The sequence below is a fragment of the Bradyrhizobium macuxiense genome, assembly GCF_007993935.1.
GTDB classification, from domain to species: Bacteria; Pseudomonadota; Alphaproteobacteria; order Rhizobiales; family Xanthobacteraceae; genus Bradyrhizobium; species Bradyrhizobium macuxiense_A.
Window position 1 is genome coordinate 169,960 of record NZ_VITY01000009.1, and the last position, 25,221, is coordinate 195,180.

25 protein-coding genes are annotated in these 25,221 nt (G+C 64.9%); 10 read left to right on the forward strand and 15 right to left on the reverse strand.

The annotated features are described in order from the left end of the window. Positions 1 to 147: 147 nt before the first annotated feature. The gene (locus tag FBZ93_RS23875) at positions 148 to 990 is read right to left on the reverse strand and encodes a C40 family peptidase (protein WP_146989024.1); all 843 of its coding nucleotides are present in this window, start codon (positions 988 to 990) and stop codon (positions 148 to 150) included. Next, positions 983 to 2,362 carry a leucyl aminopeptidase family protein gene (locus tag FBZ93_RS23880; protein ID WP_146989026.1) on the reverse strand — a complete coding sequence of 460 codons (1,380 nt, stop codon included), beginning with the start codon at positions 2,360 to 2,362 and terminating at the stop codon, positions 983 to 985. Before FBZ93_RS23880 ends, FBZ93_RS23875 begins: the two co-directional genes overlap by 8 nt. A gap of 207 nt (positions 2,363 to 2,569) precedes the next feature. On the opposite strand from FBZ93_RS23880, the gene FBZ93_RS23885 reads away from it, so the two are divergent. Next, positions 2,570 to 3,367, forward strand: a complete 798-nt coding sequence (locus tag FBZ93_RS23885; protein ID WP_146989028.1) for a tetratricopeptide repeat protein — start codon at positions 2,570 to 2,572, stop codon at positions 3,365 to 3,367. Between the two features lie 119 nt (positions 3,368 to 3,486). Here FBZ93_RS23885 and FBZ93_RS23890 read toward each other — a convergent pair whose 3' ends face one another. The 9 genes from FBZ93_RS23890 to FBZ93_RS23930 all read right to left on the reverse strand — a co-directional run bounded on the left by FBZ93_RS23890 (position 3,487) and on the right by FBZ93_RS23930 (position 12,243). After that, complete coding sequence (locus tag FBZ93_RS23890) at positions 3,487 to 4,461, reverse strand: type II secretion system F family protein (protein ID WP_050422181.1); 975 nt, start codon at positions 4,459 to 4,461, stop codon at positions 3,487 to 3,489. Between the two features lie 9 nt (positions 4,462 to 4,470). Continuing rightward, entirely contained in the window at positions 4,471 to 5,448 is a 978-nt protein-coding gene (locus FBZ93_RS23895; protein WP_146989030.1) for a type II secretion system F family protein, read from the reverse strand. An 11-nt stretch (positions 5,449 to 5,459) separates the two neighbouring features. Beyond that, a complete protein-coding gene (locus tag FBZ93_RS23900) occupies positions 5,460 to 6,923 on the reverse strand; it encodes a CpaF family protein (protein WP_146989032.1) in 1,464 nt (487 codons plus the stop codon). 24 nt (positions 6,924 to 6,947) lie between these two features. Further along, the gene (locus FBZ93_RS23905) at positions 6,948 to 8,216 is read right to left on the reverse strand and encodes an AAA family ATPase (protein WP_074126886.1); all 1,269 of its coding nucleotides are present in this window, start codon (positions 8,214 to 8,216) and stop codon (positions 6,948 to 6,950) included. After that, positions 8,213 to 8,965 carry a CpaD family pilus assembly protein gene (locus FBZ93_RS23910; protein ID WP_095731405.1) on the reverse strand — a complete coding sequence of 251 codons (753 nt, stop codon included), beginning with the start codon at positions 8,963 to 8,965 and terminating at the stop codon, positions 8,213 to 8,215. The genes FBZ93_RS23905 and FBZ93_RS23910 overlap by 4 nt, the downstream gene beginning before the upstream one ends. Positions 8,966 to 8,973: 8 nt before the next feature. After that, complete coding sequence (locus tag FBZ93_RS23915) at positions 8,974 to 10,443, reverse strand: type II and III secretion system protein family protein (protein ID WP_146989034.1); 1,470 nt, start codon at positions 10,441 to 10,443, stop codon at positions 8,974 to 8,976. Between the two features lie 17 nt (positions 10,444 to 10,460). Beyond that, entirely contained in the window at positions 10,461 to 11,255 is a 795-nt protein-coding gene (gene cpaB, locus FBZ93_RS23920) for a Flp pilus assembly protein CpaB (RefSeq protein ID WP_146989036.1), read from the reverse strand. Positions 11,256 to 11,382: 127 nt separating this feature from the next. Further along, on the reverse strand, positions 11,383 to 11,907 hold the full coding sequence (locus FBZ93_RS23925; RefSeq protein WP_146989038.1) for an A24 family peptidase: 525 nt from the start codon (positions 11,905 to 11,907) through the stop codon (positions 11,383 to 11,385). A gap of 171 nt (positions 11,908 to 12,078) precedes the next feature. Continuing rightward, positions 12,079 to 12,243, reverse strand: a complete 165-nt coding sequence (locus tag FBZ93_RS23930) for a Flp family type IVb pilin (protein ID WP_050422174.1) — start codon at positions 12,241 to 12,243, stop codon at positions 12,079 to 12,081. Positions 12,244 to 12,521: 278 nt separating this feature from the next. Between FBZ93_RS23930 and FBZ93_RS23935 the strand changes: the two genes are divergently transcribed. Next, on the forward strand, positions 12,522 to 13,352 hold the full coding sequence (locus FBZ93_RS23935; protein ID WP_050422242.1) for a sterol desaturase family protein: 831 nt from the start codon (positions 12,522 to 12,524) through the stop codon (positions 13,350 to 13,352). Positions 13,353 to 13,376: 24 nt separating this feature from the next. Then, positions 13,377 to 14,822 carry a hypothetical protein gene (locus FBZ93_RS23940; RefSeq protein WP_146989040.1) on the forward strand — a complete coding sequence of 482 codons (1,446 nt, stop codon included), beginning with the start codon at positions 13,377 to 13,379 and terminating at the stop codon, positions 14,820 to 14,822. Between the two features lie 42 nt (positions 14,823 to 14,864). Here FBZ93_RS23940 and FBZ93_RS23945 read toward each other — a convergent pair whose 3' ends face one another. Next, a complete protein-coding gene (locus tag FBZ93_RS23945; protein ID WP_167529186.1) occupies positions 14,865 to 15,578 on the reverse strand; it encodes a phosphatase PAP2 family protein in 714 nt (237 codons plus the stop codon). 73 nt (positions 15,579 to 15,651) lie between these two features. On the opposite strand from FBZ93_RS23945, the gene FBZ93_RS40735 reads away from it, so the two are divergent. From FBZ93_RS40735 to FBZ93_RS23960, 4 genes are all read left to right on the forward strand, one after another. Further along, a complete protein-coding gene (locus tag FBZ93_RS40735) occupies positions 15,652 to 15,990 on the forward strand; it encodes a hypothetical protein (RefSeq protein ID WP_167529187.1) in 339 nt (112 codons plus the stop codon). 253 nt (positions 15,991 to 16,243) lie between these two features. Then, on the forward strand, positions 16,244 to 16,750 hold the full coding sequence (locus FBZ93_RS23950) for a pilus assembly protein N-terminal domain-containing protein (protein WP_167529188.1): 507 nt from the start codon (positions 16,244 to 16,246) through the stop codon (positions 16,748 to 16,750). A 171-nt stretch (positions 16,751 to 16,921) separates the two neighbouring features. Beyond that, a complete protein-coding gene (locus FBZ93_RS23955; protein ID WP_146989044.1) occupies positions 16,922 to 17,470 on the forward strand; it encodes a TadE/TadG family type IV pilus assembly protein in 549 nt (182 codons plus the stop codon). After that, positions 17,461 to 18,108 (forward strand): TadE/TadG family type IV pilus assembly protein, encoded by a 648-nt coding sequence (locus FBZ93_RS23960; RefSeq protein WP_146989046.1) that lies wholly within the window; start codon positions 17,461 to 17,463, stop codon positions 18,106 to 18,108. Before FBZ93_RS23955 ends, FBZ93_RS23960 begins: the two co-directional genes overlap by 10 nt. Positions 18,109 to 18,266: 158 nt before the next feature. Here the strand turns inward: FBZ93_RS23960 and FBZ93_RS23965 are convergent, their stop codons facing one another. From FBZ93_RS23965 to FBZ93_RS23975, 3 genes are all read right to left on the reverse strand, one after another. Beyond that, positions 18,267 to 18,479: a cold-shock protein gene (locus FBZ93_RS23965; protein WP_016842648.1), complete on the reverse strand. Its 213-nt coding sequence runs from the start codon at positions 18,477 to 18,479 to the stop codon at positions 18,267 to 18,269. A 269-nt stretch (positions 18,480 to 18,748) separates the two neighbouring features. Further along, on the reverse strand, positions 18,749 to 19,042 hold the full coding sequence (gene infA, locus FBZ93_RS23970) for a translation initiation factor IF-1 (protein WP_016842649.1): 294 nt from the start codon (positions 19,040 to 19,042) through the stop codon (positions 18,749 to 18,751). Between the two features lie 24 nt (positions 19,043 to 19,066). After that, a complete protein-coding gene (locus FBZ93_RS23975) occupies positions 19,067 to 20,488 on the reverse strand; it encodes a DEAD/DEAH box helicase (RefSeq protein ID WP_146989048.1) in 1,422 nt (473 codons plus the stop codon). A gap of 530 nt (positions 20,489 to 21,018) precedes the next feature. Here FBZ93_RS23975 and urtA point away from each other — a divergent pair. The 3 genes from urtA (at position 21,019) to urtC (ending at position 25,221) form a co-directional block, all read left to right on the forward strand. Beyond that, positions 21,019 to 22,347: an urea ABC transporter substrate-binding protein gene (gene urtA / locus FBZ93_RS23980; protein WP_146989050.1), complete on the forward strand. Its 1,329-nt coding sequence runs from the start codon at positions 21,019 to 21,021 to the stop codon at positions 22,345 to 22,347. 151 nt (positions 22,348 to 22,498) lie between these two features. Then, complete coding sequence (gene urtB, locus FBZ93_RS23985; protein WP_433995442.1) at positions 22,499 to 24,055, forward strand: urea ABC transporter permease subunit UrtB; 1,557 nt, start codon at positions 22,499 to 22,501, stop codon at positions 24,053 to 24,055. Continuing rightward, positions 24,052 to 25,221, forward strand: coding sequence for an urea ABC transporter permease subunit UrtC (gene urtC / locus FBZ93_RS23990; protein WP_146989054.1), 1,170 nt, complete (start codon positions 24,052 to 24,054; stop codon positions 25,219 to 25,221). The genes urtB and urtC overlap by 4 nt, the downstream gene beginning before the upstream one ends.

Below are 25,221 nucleotides of genomic sequence, written 5' to 3' on the forward strand. Positions count from 1 at the left end.
CTCTACCCATCCTACGGCATCCCGCTTCTAGTCCCACGTCGTCCTGAGGTGCGAGCGGAGCGAGCCTCGAAGGATGCGTGGCCCGAGTGGGGCCGTCGATCCTTCGAGACGCGCTTCGCGCTCCTCAGGATGACGGGGATAAATTGGCTACGGCCGCTTGATCGCGAGCACGTCGCTGCCGGCGGCCTTGATCCTTGCGATCGCAGCGTGCGTGTTCTCCACCACCGTCGCCATATGATGCGCATTGGCGTGCACGATCGTCGTCGCATCGCGCGCAATTGCGACGTGGCCCTTCCAGAAGATCAGGTCGCCGCGCTGCAGATGCTTGGATTCCGCTGTAGTCAATTCGCGGCCGAGCCCTTCCTGCTGCATGTCGCTGTCCCGCGGGCAGCCGGTGCCGGCGGCCGTCAGCGCGATCTGCACCAGGCCGGAGCAGTCGATGCCGAGGCTCGACTTGCCGCCCCACAGATAGGGTGTGCCGACGAATTGCTCGGCGATGGCGACGAAGTCCTGCGCCATCGCGTCGAGCGGCGCGAGGTGCTGACGCGGCAGATGCCAGCCCTCGCGAGTCACCGCGATGGCGCCGTCCTCGCGGACGATTGCGAGCTTGCTCCCCATCGCAAGCGCCTCGACCGGCGGCAGCTTGATCGACGGTCCCGGGAACGCCAGCGTCCGCAGCGCCGTCACCTTATGCGTGGCCGCGGCACCTGGCTTGGCTAGCGCGGCCTCGGGAAGCCAGCCGACATAGCCGTCATCGGCGAGCTGGCCCCAGGCCCAGCCTTCGCCATTGCGGTCATACACCGTGACGCGCTCGCCTTTCAGCGCCTGCGTCATCTGTTCGGCATCGGCGGCCGGCGATCGCCGCAGCGGGGCGATGGCGTCAACGACCTCGAAGGTCTCGCCTTCGACGAAGCGCGCAGCCTTGACCTTGCCCTCGAGATATTTCGCCGCGACGTCGTCGCGGGCGGGAGTAAGGCGGGGGTCATCCATAGCGCTGGCTCAGCAATTTGTAGATCGCGCGCGCAGCCTGGCACTCGCCGCCTTCGGGGCGGCCGGGCTTTGCCGACGGCGTCCAGCCGTAGATGTCGACATGCAGCCAGCTCCTGGCGTGCTCGACGAAGCGCTGCAGGAACAGCGCGCAGGTGATCGAGCCCGCAAAACCGCCTGACGGCGCGTTGGTGATGTCGGCGGTCTTGGAGTCGAGCCAGGCATCGTAGGCCGGCCATAGCGGCATCCGCCACAACGGGTCGTTCTCGTCCTTTGCGTGAGCTGCGACGTCAGCGGCGAGCGCCTCGTCATTGGTGTAGAACGGCGGCAAATCGGGGCCCAGCGCCACGCGCGCCGCGCCGGTCAGCGTGCCGAGATCGATCAGGAGATCCGGCGTCTCCTCATCGGCCAGCGCCAGCGCGTCGGCCAGCACCAGCCGTCCCTCGGCGTCGGTGTTGCCGATCTCGACGGTGATGCCCTTGCGCGACTTGAAGATGTCCAGCGGGCGAAACGCGTTGCCGGCAACCGCGTTCTCGACCGCCGGGATCAGCACGCGCAGCCGCACCTTCAGCTTCGCATCCATCACCATCTGCGCCAGCGCCAGCACGTTGGCGGCGCCGCCCATGTCCTTCTTCATGATCAGCATGCCGCTCGACGGCTTGAGGTCGAGCCCACCGGTGTCGAAGCAAACACCCTTGCCGACCAGCGTCACCTTTGGATGGGCCGGATCGCCCCAGGTGAGATCGATCAGACGCGGCGCGCGCGTCGAGGCCATGCCGACGGCGTGGATCAGCGGGAAGTTCTGCGCGAGCTCGTCGCCGTCGATGCAATTGAAGGCCGCGCCGAACCGGCTTGCGAGATCGCGCGCCGCCTCGGCGAGCTCGGCTGGGCCCATGTCGTTGGACGGCGTGTTGATGAGGTCGCGCGCCAGCGCCGCGGCATCCGCGATCCGCGCGATCTCGGCGGCATCGACGCCATCGGGCGGCACCAGGCGAACCTCGGGGGCCTTGTTCTTGCGATAGCGGCCGAAGCGGTAGCAGCCGAGCGCAAAGGCGAGCGCGGCAAGCCGCGTGTCATGCGGCGCATTGGCAAAGCGGTAGACGCCCGGCGGCAACAGGCCGGGCAGGGCGCCGGCCCGGAACGGATCGCGCGCCTTGTGGTCTACGTCCTCGAGGCCGAACAGCACCTGCGCGATGCCGCCGTCGGCCGCCGGCAAGGCAAGGGATTTGCCGGGCTTGACCTCAAAGCCATTGGCCTCGGCGAACTGGCGGGCCGGCGCCGGCAACGCGCTGCGGATCGCATCCCATGTCGCCTTGGTAACGAAGGTGATCGGCGTGACGGCGGTCGTGGGTGCGGTCTCGAACACGGATGACATGCGGCTCTCGGCTGTTCTGGCGTCGTTGGTTGGCTACTACACGCCTTTCATGGCGGATGGTAGCGCGCCCGCGGTTGACGGACCTGCGGCATTGGAACCGGGTGCGCCGATCGCTGACCATGCCAGTTAACCAGACGTTAGGGTTAACAGTCTATTGCTGGCACGCTCAGTTGGATCCATTCGCCCGATTTCGTGAGTCACAGTGCCATGCGTCGACAGTCCAATTTGACCCGGCATCTCGCTTCCGCAGCCTTTGTGGCGCTTTTGGGCGCAGGGCTTGGCGGCTGCCAGACCATGTCCGACGTGACCGGATCGATCGCGTCGCGGCCGGATCCCACGCCCGACGATCCGCGTCGCGCCGTCGAGCTCTATGGCGAGCGCTATCGCAAGAACCCCAAGGATGTCGACGCGGCGATCGCCTACGGCCAGGCGTTGCGCATGAGCGGACAGCGCTCGCAGGCCTGCGCCGTGCTGGAGCAGGCCACGCTCGCCAGCCCCGGCAACAAGCCGCTGCTCGCCGCCTATGGCCGTGCGCTCGCCGACAACGGCAATTCGCAGGCCGCGTTCGACGTGTTGAGCCGCGCGCACAGTCCGGACAATCCGGACTGGCGGATTCTGTCGGTGCAGGGCACCACGCTCGACAAGTTGAACCGGCACGAGGAAGCGCGGCGCTATTACGCGAGTGCGCTGCGGCTGGCTCCGGATGAGCCGTCGGTGCTGTCCAATCTCGGCCTGTCCTACATGCTGACCAAGGAATTGCCGAAGGCGGAAGAGACGCTGCGCCAGGCCTATGCCAGCGCCCGCGCCGACACCCGCATCCGGCAGAACCTTGCGCTGGTCGTCGGCCTGCAGGGCCGCTTCGCGGAGGCCGAAACCATCGTCAAGGCCGACCTGCCGGCGGATGAGGCGGCGGCCAACGTCGCCTATCTCCGTGACATGCTGAACCGCAAGGACGGGCCGCGGACCGCATCGCGCGCCGCACCTGTCGTCGCCAAGGACGACTAGCTCTCCACTCCTATTGTGCTTGCTAGCGAAGCTCGCGGTTCGCGCAGCATCGTGCTCATGAGCACACAAAAGAAAACGCCCGGCACTGCCGGGCGTTTTCGCAGGCGCTGCTGTGCAGCTCAGTGCATCGTGGCGATCTTGATGTAGGACGGCCCGAGGATCACGATGAACAGGCAGGGCAGGAAGAACAGGATCATCGGCACGGTCAGCTTGGGCGGCAGCGCCGCGGCCTTCTTCTCGGCCTCGTTCATGCGCATGTCGCGGTTTTCCTGCGCCATCACGCGCAGGCTCTGGCCAAGCGGCGTGCCGTAGCGTTCGGATTGCTGCAAGGCCATGCAGACCGACTTCACGCCTTCGAGGCCGGTGCGGCGCGCGAGGTTCTCGTAGGCCGACTTGCGGTCCTGCAAATAGGACAATTCCGCGGTCGTCAGCGCGAACTCCTCCGACAGCGCGATCGACTGTCCGGCGATCTCGTTGGCGACCTTGCGGAACGCGACCTCGACCGACATGCCCGATTCGATGCAGATCAGCAGCAGGTCGAGCGAATCAGGGAAAGCGCGCTTGATCTGGAGCTGGCGTTTGGAGATCGCATTCTTCAGGAACAGCATCGGCGCCTGCAGGCCGGCATAGGCCGCGCCGACGCAAATGCCGATCTTGAGCGTCAGCGACCAGGTCGCGCCGGCGATGAAGAACGTGTAGATGATTGCGCCGATCAGCATCAGGATCGGCGTGACCGCGCGTGCCGCCAGGAAGTAGACATACGGCGCGTGGCCGCGATAGCCGGCCATCACGAGCTTCTCGATCGCCGCTTCCTGAGCCAGCCATTTGGTGAGGTTCAGGTCATCCACCATCTTGGAGACGGCCTGCCTCGGCGTCTGGCGCAGCGTCACCTTTTCCGACTTGGCCAGGCGTTCGCGTTCGCGCTGCCGAAGGCGTTCGCGCTCGCTGGCGACGGCCTTCATGCGCTTGTTGAGGTCGCCGCCGGCGAGCAGCGGCATCACCAGCGTGTAGACCGTCGCGCTTGCCGCGAAGAAGGCAAGCAGCATGGTCATGAACCTGACGTCGTGAAGCTTGGCGACCAGAATATCAATCATGCTGCACCGTCAGAAATCGAAGTTGATCATCTTCTTCATCACCAGCACGCCGCAGGTCATCCAGAGCGCGCAGCCAACCAGCATCAGCTGGCCCATCGAGTTCGTCCACAGCAGGGCGATGTAGTCCGGCGTCGTGAGGAACACGAGGATCATCACGATCGGCGGCAGCGAGCCGATGATGGCGGCGGAGGCTTTCGCTTCCATCGACATCGCTTGGATCTTCTCGGCCATCTTCTTGCGGTCGCGCAGCACCCGCGACAAATTGCCGAGCGCTTCCGACAGATTGCCGCCGGATTTCTGCTGGATCGCGATCACGATGCCGAAGAAATTCGCCTCCGGCAGCGGCATGCGCTCGTAGAGCCGGGCGCAGGCCTCGCCGAGCGGCATGCCGATCGCCTGGGTCTCGATGATCGCGAGGAACTCGCTGCGCAGCGGCTCAGATGCGTCGTTGACGACTGCCTTGAGCGATTCGAACAGCGGCAGGCCGGCCTTGATGCCGCGCACGATGACGTCGACGGCGTCGGGCAGCGCCTTCAGAAAGGCTTTTTCCCGCCGCTTCTTCAGAAAGCCGAGCAGCCAGCGCGGAGCGCCGAGACCCATGGCGAAGCCGATGCCGGCTGCACCGAGCAGTCCTCCGCCGACCATGAAGGCCGCGCCGAACCCGAACAGGCCGAGGGCGCCGGAGATCATCCAGAATTTCTGCTCGGACCATTCCAGTCCGGCTTGCGAGATGCGGACGCCGAGCGGGACCTTCTTGTCCTTCTGCCGCCGCGCCTCGAGTTCCTTCAGCGATCCCTCGACCTGCTCGCGGCGGGAGCGCTGCGTGCGCTCACTGCCGCGCGTCGTCGACTGCTCGTTGCGCGCCACCGATGCACGGCGCGACTCGGCCTTCTTCTCTCCCGAGAGGTACGGGTACAGGAAGACCCAGGCGATGCCGCCCACCGTGGTGGCGGCGAGGAAGGCCAGAGCAAGCGTTTGCGTTTGCATTCTGTGCTCCCCTAGACCGGCGCCGGCGAGTCGGAGGCATCCAGCGCCGCCGCAAGCCGCTTCTCTTCATTGTAGTAGCGCGCCCGCTCCCAGAAGCGGGGCCGGCCGATGCCGGTCGAGCGGTGCTTGCCGATGATCTTGCCGTTGGCGTCTTCCCCGACCACGTCGTAGAGGAAGATGTCCTGGGTGATGATGGTGTCGCCTTCCATGCCCATCACCTCGGTGATGTGGGTGATGCGGCGCGAACCGTCGCGCAGGCGCGCGGCCTGTACGATGATATCGACCGAGGCGCAGATCATCTCGCGAATGGTGCGCGAGGGAAGCGAGAAGCCGCCCATGGTGATCATGGATTCGCAGCGTGACAGCGCTTCGCGGGGATTGTTGGCGTGCAGCGTGCCCATCGAGCCGTCGTGACCGGTGTTCATCGCCTGCAACAGGTCGAACGCTTCGGGTCCGCGGACTTCGCCGACGATGATGCGCTCGGGACGCATACGCAGGCAGTTGCGGACCAGTTCGCGCATCGTGACCTGGCCCTCGCCCTCGATGTTCGGCGGCCGGGTTTCCAGCCGCACCACATGCGGCTGCTGCAGCTGAAGTTCGGCGGCGTCTTCGCAGGTGATGATGCGTTCGTCGTGCTCGATATAGTTGGTCAGGCAGTTCAGCAGCGTGGTCTTGCCCGAGCCGGTGCCGCCTGAGATGATCACGTTGCAGCGGACCCGGCCGATGATCTGCAGGATGGTCGCCCCTTCCGGCGTGATCGCGCCGAACTTGACGAGCTGCTCCAGCGTCAGCTTGTCCTTCTTGAATTTGCGGATGGTGAGCGCGGGCCCGTCGATCGCCAGCGGCGGCACGATGGCGTTGACGCGCGAGCCGTCGGCGAGGCGGGCGTCGCAGATCGGCGAGGATTCGTCGACGCGCCGGCCGACCTGGCTGACGATGCGCTGGCAGATGTTGAGCAGCTGCTGGTTGTCGCGAAAGCGGATGCCGGTGCGCTGGATCTTGCCGGCGACTTCGATGAACACCGTGCCCGCGCCGTTGACCATGATGTCGGCGATATCGTCGCGCGACAGCAGGGGCTCGAGCGGTCCGTAGCCGAGCACGTCGTTGCAGATGTCGTCGAGCAGCTCTTCCTGCTCGGCGATCGACATCACGATGTTCTTGATCGCGATGATCTCGTTGACGATGTCGCGGATTTCCTCGCGCGCCGACTCGCTGTCCAGCTTGGCAAGCTGGGCAAGGTCGATCGCCTCGATCAGGGCGCCGAAGATCGTCGCCTTGACCTGATAGTAATTGTCCGAGCGGCGGGCTTCGACGGCGGGAGCGGGCGGCGGCTTGGCCGGGGCCAGCGGCGGCGACGATATCGTCGGGGCGGCGGACTCGCGCGCCATCGGCGACGAGCCGGCGGGCTCCGGCGTCTGAAAAGCGGGCTTGGGTGCCCGCACGTCCCCATCGTTTCCGCTACGCTTACCAAACACGACGTCTTGACTCCACGCGGACCACTATTTGGACCGCAGCTTTTCGAGCAGGGGCGACAGGAAGGACCCCCTCGGCTTCTTGGTTTCGCCGCGGCCTGTCAGCCGCTGCGCCATCTGCAGAAACATCTCGACTGCGCGGTGATTGGCGGAGATTTCCGCGATCATCTGGCCGTTATTGGCGGCCGAACCGAAGATCTGCGGATCGAACGGGATGGCGGCGATCGGCTGACTTTCGATCGCCTTGGCGAATTCGCCGGCCGCGATCTCCGGACGCTTCGGCACGCCGACCTGGTTCAGGCAGTACAACGGCGCGCGGTCGTTCGGCCGTGACGCCTTCAGGAGGTCGAACATGTTCTTGGCGTTGCGCAGATTGGCGAGGTCGGGCGCCGCCACGATCAGGATGTCGTCGGCTGCGATCAGCGCACGCTTGGTCCAGCCGGACCATTGATGCGGCACGTCGAGCACGATGCAGGGCATCGTGGTGCGCAGCGTATCGAAGATCGCATCGAACGCTTCGGCGCCGAAATCGTAGACCTTGTCGAGCGTGGCCGGCGCCGCCAGCAGGCTGAGATGGTCGGTGCATTTCGACAGCAGGCGGTCGACGAAGGCGGTATCGACGCGGTCCGGCGAGAACACGGCATCCGCGATGCCCTGCGCCGGATCCTGGTTGTAGTTGAGCCCGGCGGTGCCGAACGCAAGGTCGAGATCGGCGACCACGGAATCGAGCGCCAGATCGCGGGCGATCGCCCAGGCGACATTGTGCGCGATCGTCGAGGCGCCGACGCCGCCCTTGGCGCCGACGATGGCGACGACGCGGCCGACCGCCTTGGCTTCCGGCGCCGAGAACAGGTTGCAGACCGCGCGCACCACGTCGATCGCATGCGCCGGCGCAATCACGTAGTCGCTGACGCCGCGGCGCACCAGCTCGCGGTACAGCGTGACGTCGTTGACCCGGCCGATCACGACAACCCTTGTGCCGGCGTCGCACACCGTGGCGAGCTGGTCGAGGCCGGCCAGAATGTCGCTGCGGCCCTCCGTCTCGAGGATGATGACGTTGGGCGTCGGCGCCGAGCGATAGGCCTCGATGGCGGCCGCCATGCCGCCCATCTGGATCTTGAGGTGAGCCTTGGCCAGCCGGCGATCCTCGCCCGCCGACTGCACGGCGGCGGCGGTCTCGACCGTTTCGCAGAACGCCTGAACCGAAACCCGTGGCGCCGGAGCAATATGGTCGTCCACGGCCTGCGGCGGGGCGTCCGTCTGCTCTTCGGAGTTTTGCTGCGCGTAGGTGATCATTTTCCTGTGTCGCTTAGCTTGGCCCTGTCGGCCTCGGGATAGGTCGTGGCAGTGGTGGTGCCCTTGCGATACTTGTCGAAGGCGATGTTGCGGCGCGACGTGTAGGCAGGGGTCTCCGCGCGCGGCTGCACGAGGTCAGTCGGGTCTTCGACCATGGCGGCAAGGTTGCGCTGATTGGCGCAGCCGAAATTGTAGTACTGCTTGTTCTGGATGTAGGACCCGTTGTGCATCGACGGGCCGAGATCCTCCGGCCAGAGGCCGCACGGCCCAGCCTCCGCCTTCATCTTTGGATAGTTGACGCGGATCGCAGGCATCAGGCGCGGATTCTCGGGATGATACTTGCGAACCAGGATCCCGCGCGGCGGCACGCCGGCCGCGGCAAAGGTCGCCTGAATCTCGCGCAACGATTCCTGTGCAGGCCGGGCGTTCGGCGTGTCGACGGGAACGTCGATGGTGACGGCGCCGGTGCCTTCGCGCATCCAGTCCTGCGCCATTCCCATCACCTCGGCGCGCTGCTCCGCGGTCAGGCCGCCGCGGCTGCGGCCGACGAAGACCACGATCGAGCGGTCGGCCTCGGTAACGGCGATCGGATGCCGCAGGCGATAGTCGGCCGGTGAGTCCACCATCGCGAAACTGTTGTCGGCGGCGTGCTGGCAGGCGCCGAGCGTCATGGCAAGGCCGACGAGCGCTCCGGCGAGACTGACGGTGCGCTTGTGGTCGGCGGATGGTCTGGGTGTGGTCTGTGTCATCGTCCGCCTCAGTCGGTAATGAAGCCGTAGGTGCCGCGGTAATTCCGCGCCGGCTCGGTGCGGCCCGGCACGCCGTAGATGCGATTGAGGCTGCCCAGCAGGTCGGCCTGCGGATCGGACGCGTTGGCGAAGCCGTCATCCGGACGCGACAGGTCCTTCTGGGCCACCGCGCGAACGACATAGGGCGTCACCAGGACCATCAGTTCGGTCTGGTTGTTGACGAAGTCGCGGCTGCGGAACAGCGTGCCGAGCACCGGCAGCGACGCCAGCCCCGGCAGGCCGTTGATCGCCTGCTTGGTCTGGTCCTGGATCAGGCCCGCCATGGCCATCGAGCCGCCCGAGGGAATCTCCAGCGTGGTCTCGGCGCGGCGGGTCTTGATCGAGGGGATCGTCGTTCCACCTGCGCCGCCCGTCAATGCGTTCTCGGTCGAGACTTCCGACACTTCGGTCATCACGCGCAGGCTGATCCGCCCTTCGGTCAGCACCACCGGGGTGAAGTTGAGCGAAATGCCGAATTTCTTGAAGCTGACGGTCTGGACGCAATTCCCGATCGTGCCGGTCGACGAAGTCTGACAGGTCACGCCGGTCGGAATTGGAAACTCGCCGCCCGAGATGAAGGTCGCCGATTCGCCCGATATCGCGGTCAGGTTCGGCTCGGCGAGCGTCCGCACCACGCCGGCGCTCTCCATGGCGCGGAGCGTCGCCGTCACCGACGATCCGAACTGTGTCGTGAGATTGTTGCCCGAGACCAGCGGTCCGCTGTTCGCGGTGAACGGGTTGCTGTTGGCGAATTTCACCACGGTCGTGCCGTAGTTGAGGTTTGCGGTGAGGTCGATGCCGAGCTGCTTGATCAGGCTGCGCGAGACTTCGGCAACCGTGACTTTCAGCATCACCTGGTCGCGGCCGCGAACCGCGATGGAGTTCACGACCTTGTCGGGTCCGCCGACCAGCCGGGTGGCGATCTCGCCGGCCTGCTGCGCGTCGATCGGGCTCGCCGCGCTGCCGGTCAGCATCACGCCGTCGCCGACGCCCTCGATCTGGATATCGGAATTCGGCAGCGCCGCGCGCAGCGCCTGACGGACGCCGTTGAGGTCGCGCTTGACGGCGATGTCGTAGGCAGCGATCTGCTGTCCGGCGGCGTCGAAGAACACGATGTTGGTCTGACCGACCGTCGCGCCGATGATGTAGGCGCGTTGCGCCGAGCGGACCACGGCGTTGGCGATCTTGGGATCGGCCACCAGCACGTCCTTGATGTCCCTGGGCAGGTCGATCACGATCGATTTGCCGACGCCGAGCGAGAGGAAACGGGCATTCATCTGGCCGCCGTCGGCCGACGCGGCAGGAGCAGACGCGGCGCGATAATCGCTCGCCACCACCGGCGTCAGCGCCGGGTTGAGCGAGAGCGCCGTGACGGCCGAGAACGACAATGCGCGGACCATGAAGGCCCGCATCGTCCGTTGAGTTGCCCCGCCCTTCATCACGTGTATCCTCATGGTCACTTCTGCATCGTTGCCTGGTTGGCAACGCCGAAGCGGATGACGTTGATCGTCTCACCGCGCCTCGGGTGGTTGTCGTCGGTCTTGGTTTCCGGCGCGTTGTTGTCGGCGATGCTGCGCAGCGCCAGCGACAGGACGCCGCTCTGGCGCGCGCGCGCCAGCGTTTCGGTCTGTTCGGGCTTCAGCTCCAGCGTCACCGTCTTGCCGATCAGTGCGTTGGTGCCGTCCTTCTCCTTCGGCGCCTGGTCGATCGCAAGCACGCGGATATTGGTCAGGATCACCTCGGAATTGATGAGGTCGGCGCCGTTGCGATCCGGGTTCTTGTCGCGCTTCGACAGCAGGACGTCGACCCGGTCATTCGGCAGGATGAAGCCGCCGGCGCCGGTCTCGGGCGAGATTTCCGTCGATACCGCGCGCATGCCGGTCGGCAGGATCGCGGCCATGAAGCCGCTTCCGTCGGCCTTGACGAGCTTCTGCTCGCGAATCGGCTCGCCCTGGATGAAGGGCGCGCGGGCGATCGAACCGGTGACATCCTTGATCGCTTCGGCGTTGCTGTCCCTGCGCATGAAGCTGGCGCTGGCGGTTGCCGCCGGCCAGGTCTGCCACTGCAGATCTTCGGGCTTCACGGCCTGGCCGAGGCCGATGTCGGTTTTCGCGACCAGGATGTCGACCGTGGGCAGCTGCGCGACCGGCGGAGGCGGCGCCGGCTTGTCGTCGCTTCCACTTGCCAAATAGAGCGCCGCTAGGCCGGCGCAGCCTGCAATTGCCAGGACCAGAATGCGGGCCTTATCCATTACGCTTCACTTTCCACATGACGCCGCGACGCTGCCGCCGCCGTGATGGGAGTTGACCAGCTATTCGTCAAAGCATGGTTAATGAGGCGTATCTAAATCGCCTTAACGAGCGGTTACTGCTGCTTTCTCAGCGCAAGGCGAGGTGCGCGAGATCGATCGTCTTGATCCAGTCCGTCTCCGGATAGATCAGCAGGGCGCCGAGGGCGAGTGCGATGCCGTAGGGAATGCCGGTCTGCTTGTCGTGCAGGCGGCTGAGCCAGGCCTGGGACGCGAGCGGGTAGGGCAGCGGCCATTGCCGGAGCTGCAGCAGCAGCACGGTCAGCGCGCCGCCGAACAGCGAGGCAAAGACCAGATAGGGGAGCAGATGCTCGAAGCCGAACCACAATCCGGCTGCAGCGGCGACCTTGGCGTCTCCGCCGCCGACCCAGCCCATCGCGAACATGCTGAACGCCACCACAAGAACCAGCGCGCCCGCGCCGGCATGGCTGAGGATGTCGTGGACGCCCATCCCGGTCAGCGGCGCGAGGACGAAGAAGCCGGCCACCAGCGCCAGCGAGATCCGGTTCGGGATCGTCATGGTCAACAGATCGCTCGCCGCCGCAAAGGCCATCAGGGCCGGAAACAGCATCAAGCGTGCGATGTCGAGGATCATGGATTCATGCCGTCAAGCTGGAGCTGCGGTCGAGACCCGACGCTAGCGGCCAATGGTGAACAATCGGGAAAGCACTGCCGGCGCCGTGACGGAGGCCGCCGGGCGGCTCCCGTCAAATAGCAAAGGTCCCGGGGTTGCCGGGACCTTTGATGCGAGTTCGTCGGAACCGGCTTACTTCAGCGAACCGGCGATCGTGCTGAAGGTGCCCGAGAGCTTGGTGCCGACGCCGTTGACAGCAGCGATGATCGCGATGGCGATACCGGTGGCGATCAGGCCGTATTCGATGGCGGTCGCGCCCGACTCGTCCTTCACGAAGCGCGAAACGAGGTTCTTCATAAGTAACTCCTGTGTACACGTGGCTGGTCGAACTAGATTTGGTCTCGCCGGCGTTCTCAGCACCGTGACCATTGCCGCACCCTACGGTTCGACAATTTCGGTGCAGTTAATTTGATCGCACAAACACAGCGGGAACCCGCACTTGTTGCGCACAGTAAATTTGGGATTAAGCGGTCCGCTCAAATTGCGGATTGTTGCTGAGGACCGCTGCTTGCACCTGTTCACGGCTCCTTAAGTGCACATCTGTACCCATGGGGCTTCAGTCGAATGAGGCCGTCATGCCCAGCCTTCCCTTTGAAGTCATCGAGATGATCGGCCAGACGATGATGAAGGTGGTGCCGATCACCATCGCACTGGCGCTGTTCTTCACGGTGCTCACCCATTTCTGGGCCTGCAATCCCGGCAAGCCATGGTGGCAGAAGCGTGAGCTGGTCACCGACATCTGCTACTGGTTCTTCGTGCCGGTGTTCGCCCGCGTGCTGCGCATCGGGCTCCTGGTGGTGGGCGCGGCCGTGGTGTTCAACGTTCACGGCGCCGACGATCTGATCGCGTTCTACGAGAACGGGCACGGCCCGCTGGCGCAGCTTCCGCTCTGGCTGCAGTCCATCATCTTCCTCGTCGGCTCCGACTTCATGCTGTACTGGCTGCACCGCATGTTCCACCGGGGTGACTTCTGGAAGTACCACGCCATTCATCACTCCTCCGAGGATCTTGAATGGATCTCGGCGGCACGCTTCCATCCGGTCAATCTTTTGATCGGCACGATCACCGTCGACGTGATCCTGCTGATGGCCGGCATCTCGCCGAACATCATGCTGTGGGTCGGGCCGTTCACCACATTCCACTCGGCATTCGTGCACGCCAACCTGAACTGGACGCTCGGCCCGTTCAAATATGTGATCGCGACGCCGGTGTTTCACCGCTGGCATCACACTGGGCTCGAGGACGGCGGCGACACCAATTTCGCAGGCACCTTCCCGCTCTGGGATATTCTGTTCGGGACGTTCCGCATGCCCGAAGGCAAGCTTCCGGAAGATTACGGCGTCGATGCCGAGCAGGGCGTGCCGACCGAGATCGGCGGACAGCTGGCCTATCCGTTCCGGCAGTGATGCCGATGGCCGTCGGGTGCCATCATGAGCGTTGAGACGGCGACCTTCTCGCGGGCGAAAGCCTCCGTGTTCGCCGAGGTCCCGGCCTGGTTCTGGGTGGCGTGCGGCGTTTATGCGCTGCTGCTGTTCGTCGGCGACCGGCTGCTCGCCGATTCCGATACCTACTGGCAGATTGCCGTCGGCCGCTGGATCCTCGACCATCGCACGCTGCCGTCGGTCGACATCTATTCGTTCACCAAGGCCGGTGCGCCGTGGGTGTCGTCGTCCTGGCTGGCGCAGGTTCTGTTCGCAAAGGCCTATGACCTCGCCGGGTGGACCGGCCCGGCGGCGCTGACCGCGGCCTGTGCCGCCGCCAGCTTCGCACTGCTGACCGCGATCCTCAGCCGCACGCTGCCGGCGATCTACGCGAGCCTGATCGCCCTTGTCGCGCTGGTCCTGACCTGCGGGCACCTGCTGGCCCGTCCGCATGTGCTGGTGATGCCCATCATGCTGGTCTGGGCGAACGGCCTGATGACCGCCAGCGAACGCCGCGAGGCGCCTTCGTTCTGGCTGCTGCCGCTGATCGCGCTGTGGGCCAATCTGCATGGCGGCTTTCTGTTCGGCCTGGTGCTGGTCGGTGCATTTGGCTTTGATGCGCTGTGGAATGCCCTGCCGGCTCAAAGGTGGGCGCTGGCGCTGCGCTGGGGAGCCTTCGGCGTCGGCGCGCTGGCTGCGTGCTGCGTGACCCCCTATGGATGGGGCTCGATCCTCGCCTCGCTGAAGATTCTCGGCCTCGGTGAATTGCTGCATGTCATCCAGGAGTGGAGGCCGGCGACGTTCAGCGAGATCGACCCGTTCGCGCTGTCCATCCTCGGCCTGCTCGGCGCGGCGCTCTATTACGGGGCGAGGTTGCCGCTGCCGCGAATCCTGCTGGTGCTGGGCTTGCTGCACATGGCCCTGTCTCACATCAGAAATCTCGAGCTGTTCGCGCTGCTGCTGCCGCTCGCCGTGCTCACGCCGGTCGCAACCCAGTTCCGCCTGCGTGCCTCTTGCACCGTCCGCCCGAGGGCCGTTCCGGCCACAATCCTCCTCGCCGGACTTTGCGCGTGGACCTCACTCGCTGCGGCGCGTCAGGTCATATCGCCGCCGCCGACCTATTCGCCGGCTGCCGCGGTTGACGCGATGAAGGCGCGCAACGTCAGGCGGGTGCTCAACGATCTGCAGTTCGGCGGATATCTGATCTGGCGTCAGGTGCCGGTGTTCATCGACGGGCGCGCCGAGCTCTACGGCGAGACGTTCGGGATGGGCTTGGCCCGTGCGCTTCAGCTCAAGGACGTCAACGGTTTCCTCAGCCTGCTCGAGACCAATAATATCGATGCGGTGATGCTCGCTCCGGACACGCCGGCTTCCAGATTGCTGGATCATATCGGAGGATGGCAGCGCCTCTATGCCGACGACCGCGTGGTGGTTCACGTCCGCGCCGCCAGTTGAAGCCGTTGCTGTCGTACAACGTGGGTCGCTGCGAAGTGACGCTCAAGTCCTGCTGATGGACGGCCTGGCAGAGCGACGAGCGATGAGGATGGCGGCAATGGTCAGGCCGCCGCCGGCCAGGACGTCGGCGAGGTGATGACCTCCCACGGGCATCGTCGCGACGATCATCGTTGCGTTCACGATGAACACGGGAACGACGAGCCAGCGCGTGTCGCGCGCAGCATAGATCGTCATGACGCCGAGCATGGTGTGGAACGAGGGAAAGCTGACGATGCCGTCGACGCTTGCCATGTCGACGACCGACAGCGATCCGTCGCGCAACATCGAGAAGGTCCGCCCGAACGTCCACATGTCGCCGAGTGCCGCAAAGTGCTCATAGCTGTGCGGGGCGGGCTGGAAGTAGGCGAACGCGCCCGCGGCGAGGATCAGCCACATGCCGATGCACAGTGCGACCGCGCTCAAGCTGAGGACGGCGATGAACTCCGCGAGCCGGTCGCCACGCCGTTGCAGGATCAGCCACCCAAGGACTAGTTGCGACAGCAGGCCGGTGCTTTGGTAGGCCGTCGTCAGCAGCGTCGCGACGAACGAATGCGCGTTCGTCGCGGCCAGGAAGGTCGGCCAGTCGAACCCCAGCAGATGATCGACGCCTGCCAGAACGTCGTCTCTGAGCGGCAGCTTCGATGCTGCGATCAGATAGCTGAGCGTGCTGCCCGCGGTCAGCAGCGCGCTGATCGGCAGCAGCGCGCGCCAGAACAACTCGGTCATGAACAGGCCCCGCCGCAGCAGGACGGCCGGACGTCGCTGGTCGGCGCTGAGCCGGTTGGACGCAATGGCGATGAATGCGGCCGCGATCGCGCAATATGCCATGCCCTGCAGGATCGCGATCCAGTTCGACGATGCGAACGAAAGCCCGGAATTTGGCAGCCAGATCACGTCGGCAAGGGTGCATGCGACGATGCATGACCACGCGATCGCCATGTGGCGCTGCGCGGCGTCGCCGAAGTCGCTGAACATCAACCAGCGCGCCGCAGCGTCACGAATCCGTGCAGGGTCGACAATCAGGCCGCGCGCGCCGGAACCGGCGGCGCGCTTTTCGATTCGCGATATCGACGACACGTGGCGCGTTCAGTGGTTGTGGCTGGCGCAGAAACTGCTTGGAGACTCTTAAGATTGGGATAACCCCGGAAGGTGCGATTCGATCACGCGCCGTCGCTGCGGGCAGGATGACGGCGTCGACGATCCGGGTATTCCCGGGCGAGGTGGCAAACATCAGGCTTGCCGGCTCGGGAAGTCGTGACATCCGCGCAATTCGGCGGTCGATTTTTGCTCTTCTTAAATGAATTGCCGTCAGATTTGCCTGCGTCGGGCGCCGGTCCGCTGCGTATCGCCTTTGCCGGCTTGTGAACGTCCCGGGGTAGAGTATGTCGTTTCAGTCCCAACGCATTCGCGCCGTCGCGCGCATTGGATTCATCTCGCTGGCCGCAGCCCTGCTGCTGGGGCCCGTGCTCGCAACGGCTGCGCCGGATCCGGATCGGATTGCGGTCAATGTCGATCAGGCCAAGCTCGTCAAGCTGCCGGGCGGCATCGCCACGATCGTGGTCGGCAATCCGCTGATCGCCGACGTCACCCTGCAGAACGGCGGGGTCGTCGTCGTGACCGGCAAGGGCTATGGCGCGACCAATTTCATCGCACTCGACCGCACCGGCCAGGTGCTGGTGGATCGCCAGATCCAGGTCGAAGGCCCGACCGACCAGCTCGTCACCGTCTACCGCGGCATCGATCGCGAGACCTATAGCTGCATGCCGGTCTGCCAGCGCCGTATCACCCTCGGCGATGGCGACACCTATTTCAGGGCGACCATGGAACAGGCCGGTACGCTCAACAATCAGGCCACCGGCTCGGGCGGAGCCGCGAAGCCGCAGAACTGACGCGTGTCCGCTCCGGCGCTTCACACGCCGGAGCCTTGGCCGATCGCAGGCCGTTCACCCGGGATGGTTAATGAAGATCTAACGGATCGGGTCACTCTGTCTCGATCCGGCGAAATACTTCGACAATGACTCTTGGGTAGTTGTTGCCGCCATGTTGATCCGGGGTCGTTGATGCCGCTGACCGCTTTCGCCCGCCTGCTCCGTCGCTTTCGCCGAGACCGCCGCGGTGTGACCGTGGTGGAATTCGCGATGGTCGCGCCGCTGTTCTTCGGATTGCTGTTTGCGATCATCGAAGTGGCGATGATCTTCTTCGCCAGCCAGGTGCTCGAGACGGTGACGCAGGATTCGTCGCGTTTCATCATGACCGGCCAGGCTCAGGGCTTGAGCTATACCCAGGCGCAGTTCAAGGCCTACGTCTGTAACAAGATCACGACGCTGTTCGACTGCAACAACGGCATCTACGTCGACGTCCGCAGCTATCCGTCTTCGACGGGCTTCAGCAGCGTCAACATCACGCCGATTACCGATCCTACCCAGGTGAAATGGTGTCCCGGCAAGGACGGCGACGTCGTGGTGGTCCGCCTGTTCTATCAATGGCAGCTGTTTGTCACCCAGCTCGGCTTCAACGCCTCGAACCTGCCTAATGGCAAGCGGCTCCTGATCGCGACCGCAACGTTCAAGAACGAGCCGTCCGGAACCGCCGGGACCACATGCTCATGAGTCAAGTCATGAAAGCCCTGCCTGCGGCCCTGCTGCGCTCCGTTGCCGCTCTCGCGCATGACCGCCGGGGCCTTGCCGCCGTCGAGTTCGCCTTCATCATGCCGCTGATGCTGGTGATGTTCTTCGGCACCGTCGAATTCTCATCCGGCGTTGCGGTCGACCGCAAGGTCACGTTGATGGCGCGCGCCGCGTCGGACCTGACCTCGCAGGCGACGCAGGTGGTGGACGCCGACCTGCAGAACTTCTTCAGCGCCAGCGTCGGCATCATGACGCCCTACGACGCTTCGCCGACCAAGGTCACGCTGTCGGAAATCTACGTCGATAATTCGAACATCGCGCACATCCAGTGGAGCAAGTCCGGGACGATCGCCTCGGGCGCGACGCAGGCCACGGTGACGGCCTCGAGCCGCAGCCAGGGTGACATCGTGACCAGCGTCGTTCCGCCGGCGCTGCTGGTTGCGGGCACCTATCTGATCTTCAGCGAAGTGAGCTACAAATACGTTCCGGCGGTCGGCTATGTGATGGCCAAGGCTGGCCTTACGCTCAGCGACGTCGCCTTCACGCGGCCGCGGCAGTCGATTTGCGTGTACTACGCCCCGACCGCCGCCACCATGCCGACGACCTGCTCGACATACTAAGGCGCGGATGATCTCCGCGTAGACGCTTCGCGTTTGTCGCGGCGCTCCAGGTCACGGCGACAAGACAGCGATGCAGACAAAAAGGGCCGCACCCGAAGGTGCGGCCCTTGATGCTTTAACGACAATTTCCTGGAGCTTCGCGCTCCCGGGAAATCGGCTTATCCAGCGGCGCGCAGATTGTCGGCCGAGGATTTGCCGGAACGGCGGTCAGCAACGATCTCGTAGGAGATCTTCTGGCCTTCACGCAGAGTGCCAAGGCCGGCGCGCTCGACTGCACTGATGTGCACGAACACGTCGTTCCCGCCTTCATCCGGCTGGATGAAGCCGTAGCCCTTGGTCGCGTTAAACCACTTCACGGTTCCCATGCTCACGTGGGTAGTCCCTTCTCAGATATACAAGTTCAAGACCCGCTGATTGGCGGGGTGGTGAGATCGAATTTTTGGAAGGGTCGTCAGCGTCTGAACCGGCTGTACCGGTATTGGCTAATGTCGTCCGGCCGAAAATCGATGGGTAGGATATTATTCGATAGAAGGCTTCAAAACAATCCTGACGTGCGCGCTTTTTTTGGCCGGCGCAGCCGCCGGCCAATTGTTGCGCAGGACACCAGGACGTCATGCGCGCAACGGTTGCAATCCGCCTGTTATCGGCGACGGAACTGGCCGCCGCGCTGCGCGCCGCCCCGCGGCGGGCCGCCGGGCGCACCGCTCGGACGTTCGTCCTTGTGCCGGAAAATCAGGCGGCCCTTCTCCAGGTCGTAGGGCGACATTTCGATCGTGACGCGGTCGCCGGCCAGCGTCTTGATGCGGTTTTTCTTCATCTTACCGGCGGTGTAGGCGACGATCTCGTGTCCGGCGTCGAGTTGGACCCGGTAACGAGCGTCGGGGAGGATCTCGGTCACCAGTCCTTCGAACTGGATCAGCTCTTCCTTAGCCATATGGTTCTCCAGATCGAGCGACGGCTAGTGCTTCGGTCGGTTGTTGCGGTTGTGTTGCGGATTCGGCCGGCTCTCGCGATGCAAGAAGGCGACGCCCTGGATGCCTTCGCTGTTGCCGGCCTGCGACGGACGCGGCGACTCGCCCCGGTTCGTCTGCGGCGCGCCATTATTACCACCCCGACGGCGGCGGCGGCGAGGGCCTTTTGTGCCAGGAGCGGCCTCATTCCCACGGACATTGTGCGCGCGGGGCGCAGAGCGGCCGCCCCGATGCGGATGGGTGGCCTGGGCCGGCGCCGCGGCCTCGCGGTTGCCGCCTTGTGTGCGGCGGTCTTCCCGCGGCACGGCAATTCGGATCAGCCGCTCGATATCGCGCAAATAGCCCATCTCCTCGGCGCCGGCGATCAGCGAGATCGCGACCCCGTCGGCCCCGGCGCGCGCGGTGCGGCCGATGCGGTGGACATAGGTTTCCGGCACGTTGGGCAGGTCGAAATTCACGACGTGGCTGACGCCGTCGACGTCGATGCCGCGGGCGGCGATATCGGTCGCCACCAGGGTGCGGATCTCGCCGGAACGGAACGCCGCCAGCGTGCGCTCGCGGTGGTTCTGCGACTTGTTGCCGTGGATCGCATTGGCCTCGATGCCGGCCTTGGCAAGGCTTTTCACGACCTTGTCGGCGCCGTGCTTGGTGCGGGTGAAGACCAGGGCCCGATTGACCGGTTCCTGCTTCAGGAGCTGGGCCAGAACCGTCGGCTTGGCCGCGAAATCGACCTGGATCGCACGCTGGGCGATGCGATCCACCGTCGAGGCCACCGGCGTCACCGCCACCCGGGCGGGATCGCGCAGCATCGCCTCGGCGAGCTCGGCGATGTCCTTGGGCATGGTGGCCGAGAAGAACAGGGTCTGGCGCCGGATCGGCAGCTTGGCGACGATTTTCCGGATGTCGTTGATGAAGCCCATGTCGAGCATGCGGTCGGCTTCATCGAGCACCAGGAACTCGACCTGGTTGAGCTTCAGGCCGTTGCTCTGGACGAGATCGAGCAGGCGGCCGGGGGTGGCGACCATCACCTCGACGCCTTGCATCACGGCGCGGACCTGGCGGCCCATCGGCACGCCGCCGATGGCGAGCGCCGAGGACAGCCGGATGTGGCGGCCATAGGTGTTGAAGCTGTCGAGGATCTGCCCGGACAGTTCGCGGGTCGGCGAGAGCACCAGCACGCGGCAGCTCTTGGGCTGCGGGCGGACGCGGTTCTCGAGCAGCCGGTGCAGGATCGGCAGCGCGAAGGACGCGGTCTTGCCGGTTCCGGTCTGGGCGATGCCGACGACGTCACGGCCGGCAAGTGCGAGCGGGATGGTCTGGGCTTGGATGGGGGTCGGCGTGAGATAATTTTCTTCTCGAAGCGCGCGGGCGATGGGATCGGCGAGGCCGAAATCCTGAAAGGAGGTCAAAAGGTGGTTCTTTCCATAAAAGCCATCGTCGTCCCGGCCAATATCGGCCGGAATCGCATGAGGCGTTCGGGACACCCGCGTGTCTGGGGCGTCAAGCTGGGTTAGCTGAAAGGCGAGCCAGAAGCCGCTTGGGGCAGCTTGAACACGCAGCTCGCAAAGGCACCGCGACTCTCGCGGGCATGGCGACGATATGGACCAGGAACTGGGCGGTTTCAAGATGATATCGCCGGGATTGGGCCCTGGAATGCGCCGAACCATCGCGCAATCTGTCACAAATCGGTGCCGGAAATTTAGCCAGAAGCGCGATTTTGCCTATAAAATAACCCGGTTGCACTTTCGGCAGTCAAATCAGCGGCTCAATGTTTGAGCAGCCATTCCCCGCATTTGCCCGGAACTCGTGAAATTATCCAGTTGGTTCATCGGCTTACGGTGTCCACGCACCGTGGCACAGTTCTTGCGATTCCCTTAACCGCAGGCGGCCAGGCGGCCGTTCGCAAGCGTTCACGCCTGCGTCAGGGAGACGACATTTCATGCTTACTCAGCTTACTCACGGAATAGCGACGATGACCCGCCGCCGCGCGCTCGCGGCGACGGCCGGCCTGGTTTTGGGCCTGGCTGCGTCCTCGCCCTTCGCGCCCGCGCAAGCGGCCGACGACACCATCAAGGTTGGCATCCTTCACTCGCTGTCGGGCACCATGGCCATCAGCGAAACCACGCTGAAGGACACGATCCTTTTCCTGATCGACGAGCAGAACAAGAAGGGCGGCGTGCTTGGCAAGAAGCTCGAGCCCGTCGTGGTCGACCCCGCCTCGAACTGGCCGCTGTTCGCCGAAAAGGCCCGCGAGCTGATCACCAAGGACAAGGTTGCGGTCGTGTTCGGCTGCTGGACCTCGGTGTCGCGCAAATCCGTGCTGCCGGTGTTCAAGGAGCTGAACAACATCCTGTTCTATCCGGTGCAGTATGAGGGCGAGGAGTCCGAGCGCAACGTGTTCTACACCGGCGCCGCGCCGAACCAGCAGGCGATCCCCGCCGTCGACTATCTGATGAAGGAAGAGAAGGTGAAGCGCTGGGTGCTGGCCGGCACCGACTACGTCTATCCGCGCACCACCAACAAGATCCTGGAAGCCTATCTGAAGTCGAAGGGCGTCGCCCAGGACGACATCATGATCAACTACACGCCGTTCGGTCACTCCGACTGGCAGACGATCGTCGCCGACATCAAGAAGTTCGGCTCGGCCGGCAAGAAGACCGCGGTGGTCTCGACCATCAACGGCGACGCCAACGTTCCGTTCTACAAGGAGCTCGGCAACCAGGGCATCAAGGCGACCGACATTCCTGTCGTCGCGTTCTCGGTCGGCGAAGAAGAGCTCGCCGGCATCGACACCAAGCCGCTGCTCGGCCATCTCGCCGCCTGGAACTACTTCGAGTCGATCAAGACGCCGGCGAACGAGAAGTTCATCAAGGAGTGGCAGGCCTACACCAAGAACCCGAAGCGCGTGACCAACGATCCGATGGAAGCGCACTACATCGGCTTCAACATGTGGGTGAAGGCGGTCGAGAAGGTGAAGTCGACCGATCCGGACAAGGTGATCGACGCTCTCCCGGGCATCGAAGCGCCGAACCTGACCGGCGGCACCTCGAAGATGCTGCCCAACCACCACATCACCAAGCCGGTGTTCATCGGCGAGATCAAGGGCAACGGCCAGTTCGACGTGGTCTGGAAGACCCCGGGCCTGGTGGCCGGCGACGCCTGGTCGAAGGAGCTCGAAGGCTCCAAGGACCTGATCGGCGATTGGGTCGGCAAGAAGTGCGGCAACTACAACACCAAGACCAACAAGTGCGGCGGCCAGGGCTCCTAAGCTCCTGAGCTGATCAACGACACAACACAACCTTCCAACATTGGAGAAGGCGGCACCGCTTGCCGCCTTCTCCTCCCACTCCTGCCGGGGTACTGACGTGTTTGCCAATTGTCTTGATCGCTTTCGCGCGCTTTGTCTCTCGATCCTGCTGCTGAGCTGCCTTGCTGTGCCGGCGCTGGCTGGCCCGTTCGAGGATTCGGTCGCCAAATTCGCCAATGATGAGTTCTCCGACACCGAGGCTGCGATCGGTGAGGTCGCGGCATCAGGCAATGCGCTGGCCTCGCCCATCATCAGCGCGCTGCAGGATGGCCGGCTGTCGGCCGATCCCGACAGCAAGAAGGTCTTCATCACGCAGACCGACGGCAAGATCGTCGACGCCGCGACGGGAGCAGCCGTCGACAAGCTGCCCGACGCCGCCGCGGCCGTTCGCCTCAACAACCGCCTGCGCCGCACGGTGGAGGCCGCGCTCGGCGGCCTGACGCTGCTGTCGCCGGATCCGGCCAAGCGGCTCGCCGCGGCGCAGTCGGTGTTCAAGAGCCACGAAGAGAATCTGCTGCCGACGGTGGAGGGCGCGCTCGCCAAGGAGAGCGTCAAGTCGATCAAGCAGGCCTTCGCCGAGGCACGCGCCGCCATCGTCCTGTTCAAGTCGGATGCATCCGACAGCGACAAGCTCGACGCGGTCGCCGTGGTCAAGGCGCGCGGCGACCAGGAGGCGCTGGCGCTGCTCACCGGGCTTGGCGACCAGCCGCCGCTGGTCGCCAAGGCGGCCGCGAGCGCGGTGTCCTCGATCCAGAGCAATCTTGCGATGTGGTCGATGGTGCAGAATGCCTGGTACGGCCTGTCGCTCGGCTCGGTCCTGCTGCTCGCCGCGATCGGACTTGCCATCACCTTCGGCGTGATGGGCGTCATCAACATGGCGCATGGCGAGATGGTGATGCTCGGGGCCTACACCACCTTCGTGGTGCAGGAGGTGATCCGCACCCGCTATCCCGCGCTGTTCGATTACTCGCTGCTGATCGCGGTGCCGCTCGCCTTCCTGGTCGCCGGCTTCATCGGTGTGCTGATCGAGCGCACCATCATCCGCTTCCTCTACGGCCGTCCGCTGGAGACGCTGCTCGCGACCTGGGGCCTGTCGCTGGTGTTGCAGCAGGCTGTGCGCACCGCATTCGGCCCGACCAACCGCGAGGTCGGCAATCCCTCCTGGATGAGCGGCGCCTTCGAGCTCGGCCAGATCACCATCACCTATAACCGGCTCTGGATCCTCTGCTTCACGCTCGCGGTGTTCGCGATCCTGCTCGCGATGCTGCGCTACACCGCGCTCGGCCTCGAGATGCGGGCGGTGACGCAGAACCGTCGCATGGCGGCCTCGATGGGGATCGCGACCTCGCGGGTCGATGCGCTGACCTTCGGCCTCGGCTCGGGGATCGCCGGCATTGCCGGCGTGGCACTGTCGCAGATCGACAATGTCAGCCCGAATCTCGGCCAGAGCTACATCATCGACAGTTTCATGGTCGTCGTGTTCGGCGGCGTCGGCAATCTCTGGGGTACGCTGGTCGGCGCCTTCACGCTCGGCATCGCCAACAAGTTCCTCGAGCCGGTGGCGGGCGCGGTGCTCGGCAAGATCGCGATCCTGGTCTTGATCATCCTGTTCATCCAGAAACGGCCGCGCGGCCTGTTCGCGCTCAAGGGCCGGGCGGTGGAAGCATGACGCCGCACATCCTCACCCGTTCGCTCGACCGCGCCGCGACCGCGTTCGTGCTGATCGTCGCCGCGGTCGGCGTGCTGATCCCGCTGTCGAACCTGCTGCTGCCGCAGGGCTCGATGTTCCACGTGCCGACCTATCTGGTGGCGCTCTGGGGCAAATATGTATGCTACGCCATCCTCGCGCTCTCGATCGATCTGATCTGGGGTTATTGCGGCATCCTCTCGCTCGGCCATGGCGCGTTCTTCGCGCTCGGCGGCTATGCCATGGGCATGTATCTGATGCGGCAGATCGGCAGCCGCGGCGTCTACGGCAATCCGATCCTGCCCGACTTCATGGTGTTCCTGAACTGGGACAAGCTGCCCTGGTACTGGTACGGCTTCGACAAGTTCGCCTTCGCGGCGCTGATGGTGCTGCTGGTGCCGGGCCTGCTTGCCTTCTGCTTCGGTTGGCTCGCCTTCCGCTCCCGCGTCACCGGCGTCTATCTGTCGATCATCACCCAGGCGATGACCTATGCGCTGCTGCTCGGCTTCTTCCGCAACGACTTCGGCTTCGGCGGCAATAACGGCCTGACCGACTTCAAGGACATCCTCGGCTTCAATGTCCAGGCCGAGGGCACGCGCTGCGTGCTGTTCCTGCTGAGCTGCCTTGCGCTCGTGACCGCCTTCCTGATCTGCCGCGCGGTGGTGACCTCGAAGCTCGGCAAGGTGCTGATCGCGGTGCGCGATGCCGAAAGCCGGACGCGCTTCCTCGGCTATCGCGTCGAATCCTACAAGCTGTTCGTGTTCACGCTGTCGGCCTGCATGGCCGGCGTCGCCGGCGCGCTCTATGTGCCGCAGGTCGGCATCATCAATCCGAGCGAGTTCGCGCCGGGCAATTCGATCGAGGCGGTGATCTGGGTCGCGGTCGGCGGTCGCGGCACGCTGGTCGGTGCCGCGCTCGGCGCCGTCGTCGTCAACTACGCCAAGACGTTCTTCACCTCGGGGCCGCTGGCGCCATATTGGCTGTTCATGCTGGGCGCGTTGTTCATCCTGGTCACGCTGCTGTTGCCCAAGGGCATCGTCGGCACCTTCAACAGCTGGTGGGAGCCGCTGAAGGCACGGCGCAACTCCCCCGACGCCGACAGCGCGGCGCGCGAAGACGGCGTCGGCGCACCGAACCTGGCGGAGTAG

Excerpts from the sequence above, each read along its gene's own strand:
- cpaB (WP_146989036.1), bottom strand. The coding sequence starts at position 11,255 with ATGGATAAGGCCCGCATTCTGGTCCTGGCAATTGCAGGCTGCGCCGGC.
- FBZ93_RS23925 (WP_146989038.1), bottom strand. The coding sequence starts at position 11,907 with ATGATCCTCGACATCGCACGCTTGATGCTGTTTCCGGCCCTGATGGCC.
- FBZ93_RS40735 (WP_167529187.1), top strand. The coding sequence starts at position 15,652 with ATGGCGATGAATGCGGCCGCGATCGCGCAATATGCCATGCCCTGCAGG.
- urtA (WP_146989050.1), top strand. The coding sequence starts at position 21,019 with ATGCTTACTCAGCTTACTCACGGAATAGCGACGATGACCCGCCGCCGC.
- FBZ93_RS23955 (WP_146989044.1), top strand. The coding sequence starts at position 16,922 with ATGCCGCTGACCGCTTTCGCCCGCCTGCTCCGTCGCTTTCGCCGAGAC.
- FBZ93_RS23910 (WP_095731405.1), bottom strand. The coding sequence starts at position 8,965 with ATGACACAGACCACACCCAGACCATCCGCCGACCACAAGCGCACCGTC.
- FBZ93_RS23940 (WP_146989040.1), top strand. The coding sequence starts at position 13,377 with ATGAGCGTTGAGACGGCGACCTTCTCGCGGGCGAAAGCCTCCGTGTTC.
- infA (WP_016842649.1), bottom strand. The coding sequence starts at position 19,042 with ATGGCTAAGGAAGAGCTGATCCAGTTCGAAGGACTGGTGACCGAGATC.
- FBZ93_RS23915 (WP_146989034.1), bottom strand. The coding sequence starts at position 10,443 with ATGAAGGGCGGGGCAACTCAACGGACGATGCGGGCCTTCATGGTCCGC.
- FBZ93_RS23935 (WP_050422242.1), top strand. The coding sequence starts at position 12,522 with ATGCCCAGCCTTCCCTTTGAAGTCATCGAGATGATCGGCCAGACGATG.
- FBZ93_RS23885 (WP_146989028.1), top strand. The coding sequence starts at position 2,570 with ATGCGTCGACAGTCCAATTTGACCCGGCATCTCGCTTCCGCAGCCTTT.
- FBZ93_RS23890 (WP_050422181.1), bottom strand. The coding sequence starts at position 4,461 with ATGATTGATATTCTGGTCGCCAAGCTTCACGACGTCAGGTTCATGACC.
- FBZ93_RS23905 (WP_074126886.1), bottom strand. The coding sequence starts at position 8,216 with ATGATCACCTACGCGCAGCAAAACTCCGAAGAGCAGACGGACGCCCCG.
- FBZ93_RS23930 (WP_050422174.1), bottom strand. The coding sequence starts at position 12,243 with ATGAAGAACCTCGTTTCGCGCTTCGTGAAGGACGAGTCGGGCGCGACC.
- FBZ93_RS23950 (WP_167529188.1), top strand. The coding sequence starts at position 16,244 with ATGTCGTTTCAGTCCCAACGCATTCGCGCCGTCGCGCGCATTGGATTC.
- FBZ93_RS23875 (WP_146989024.1), bottom strand. The coding sequence starts at position 990 with ATGGATGACCCCCGCCTTACTCCCGCCCGCGACGACGTCGCGGCGAAA.
- urtC (WP_146989054.1), top strand. The coding sequence starts at position 24,052 with ATGACGCCGCACATCCTCACCCGTTCGCTCGACCGCGCCGCGACCGCG.
- FBZ93_RS23895 (WP_146989030.1), bottom strand. The coding sequence starts at position 5,448 with ATGCAAACGCAAACGCTTGCTCTGGCCTTCCTCGCCGCCACCACGGTG.
- FBZ93_RS23880 (WP_146989026.1), bottom strand. The coding sequence starts at position 2,362 with ATGTCATCCGTGTTCGAGACCGCACCCACGACCGCCGTCACGCCGATC.
- FBZ93_RS23960 (WP_146989046.1), top strand. The coding sequence starts at position 17,461 with ATGCTCATGAGTCAAGTCATGAAAGCCCTGCCTGCGGCCCTGCTGCGC.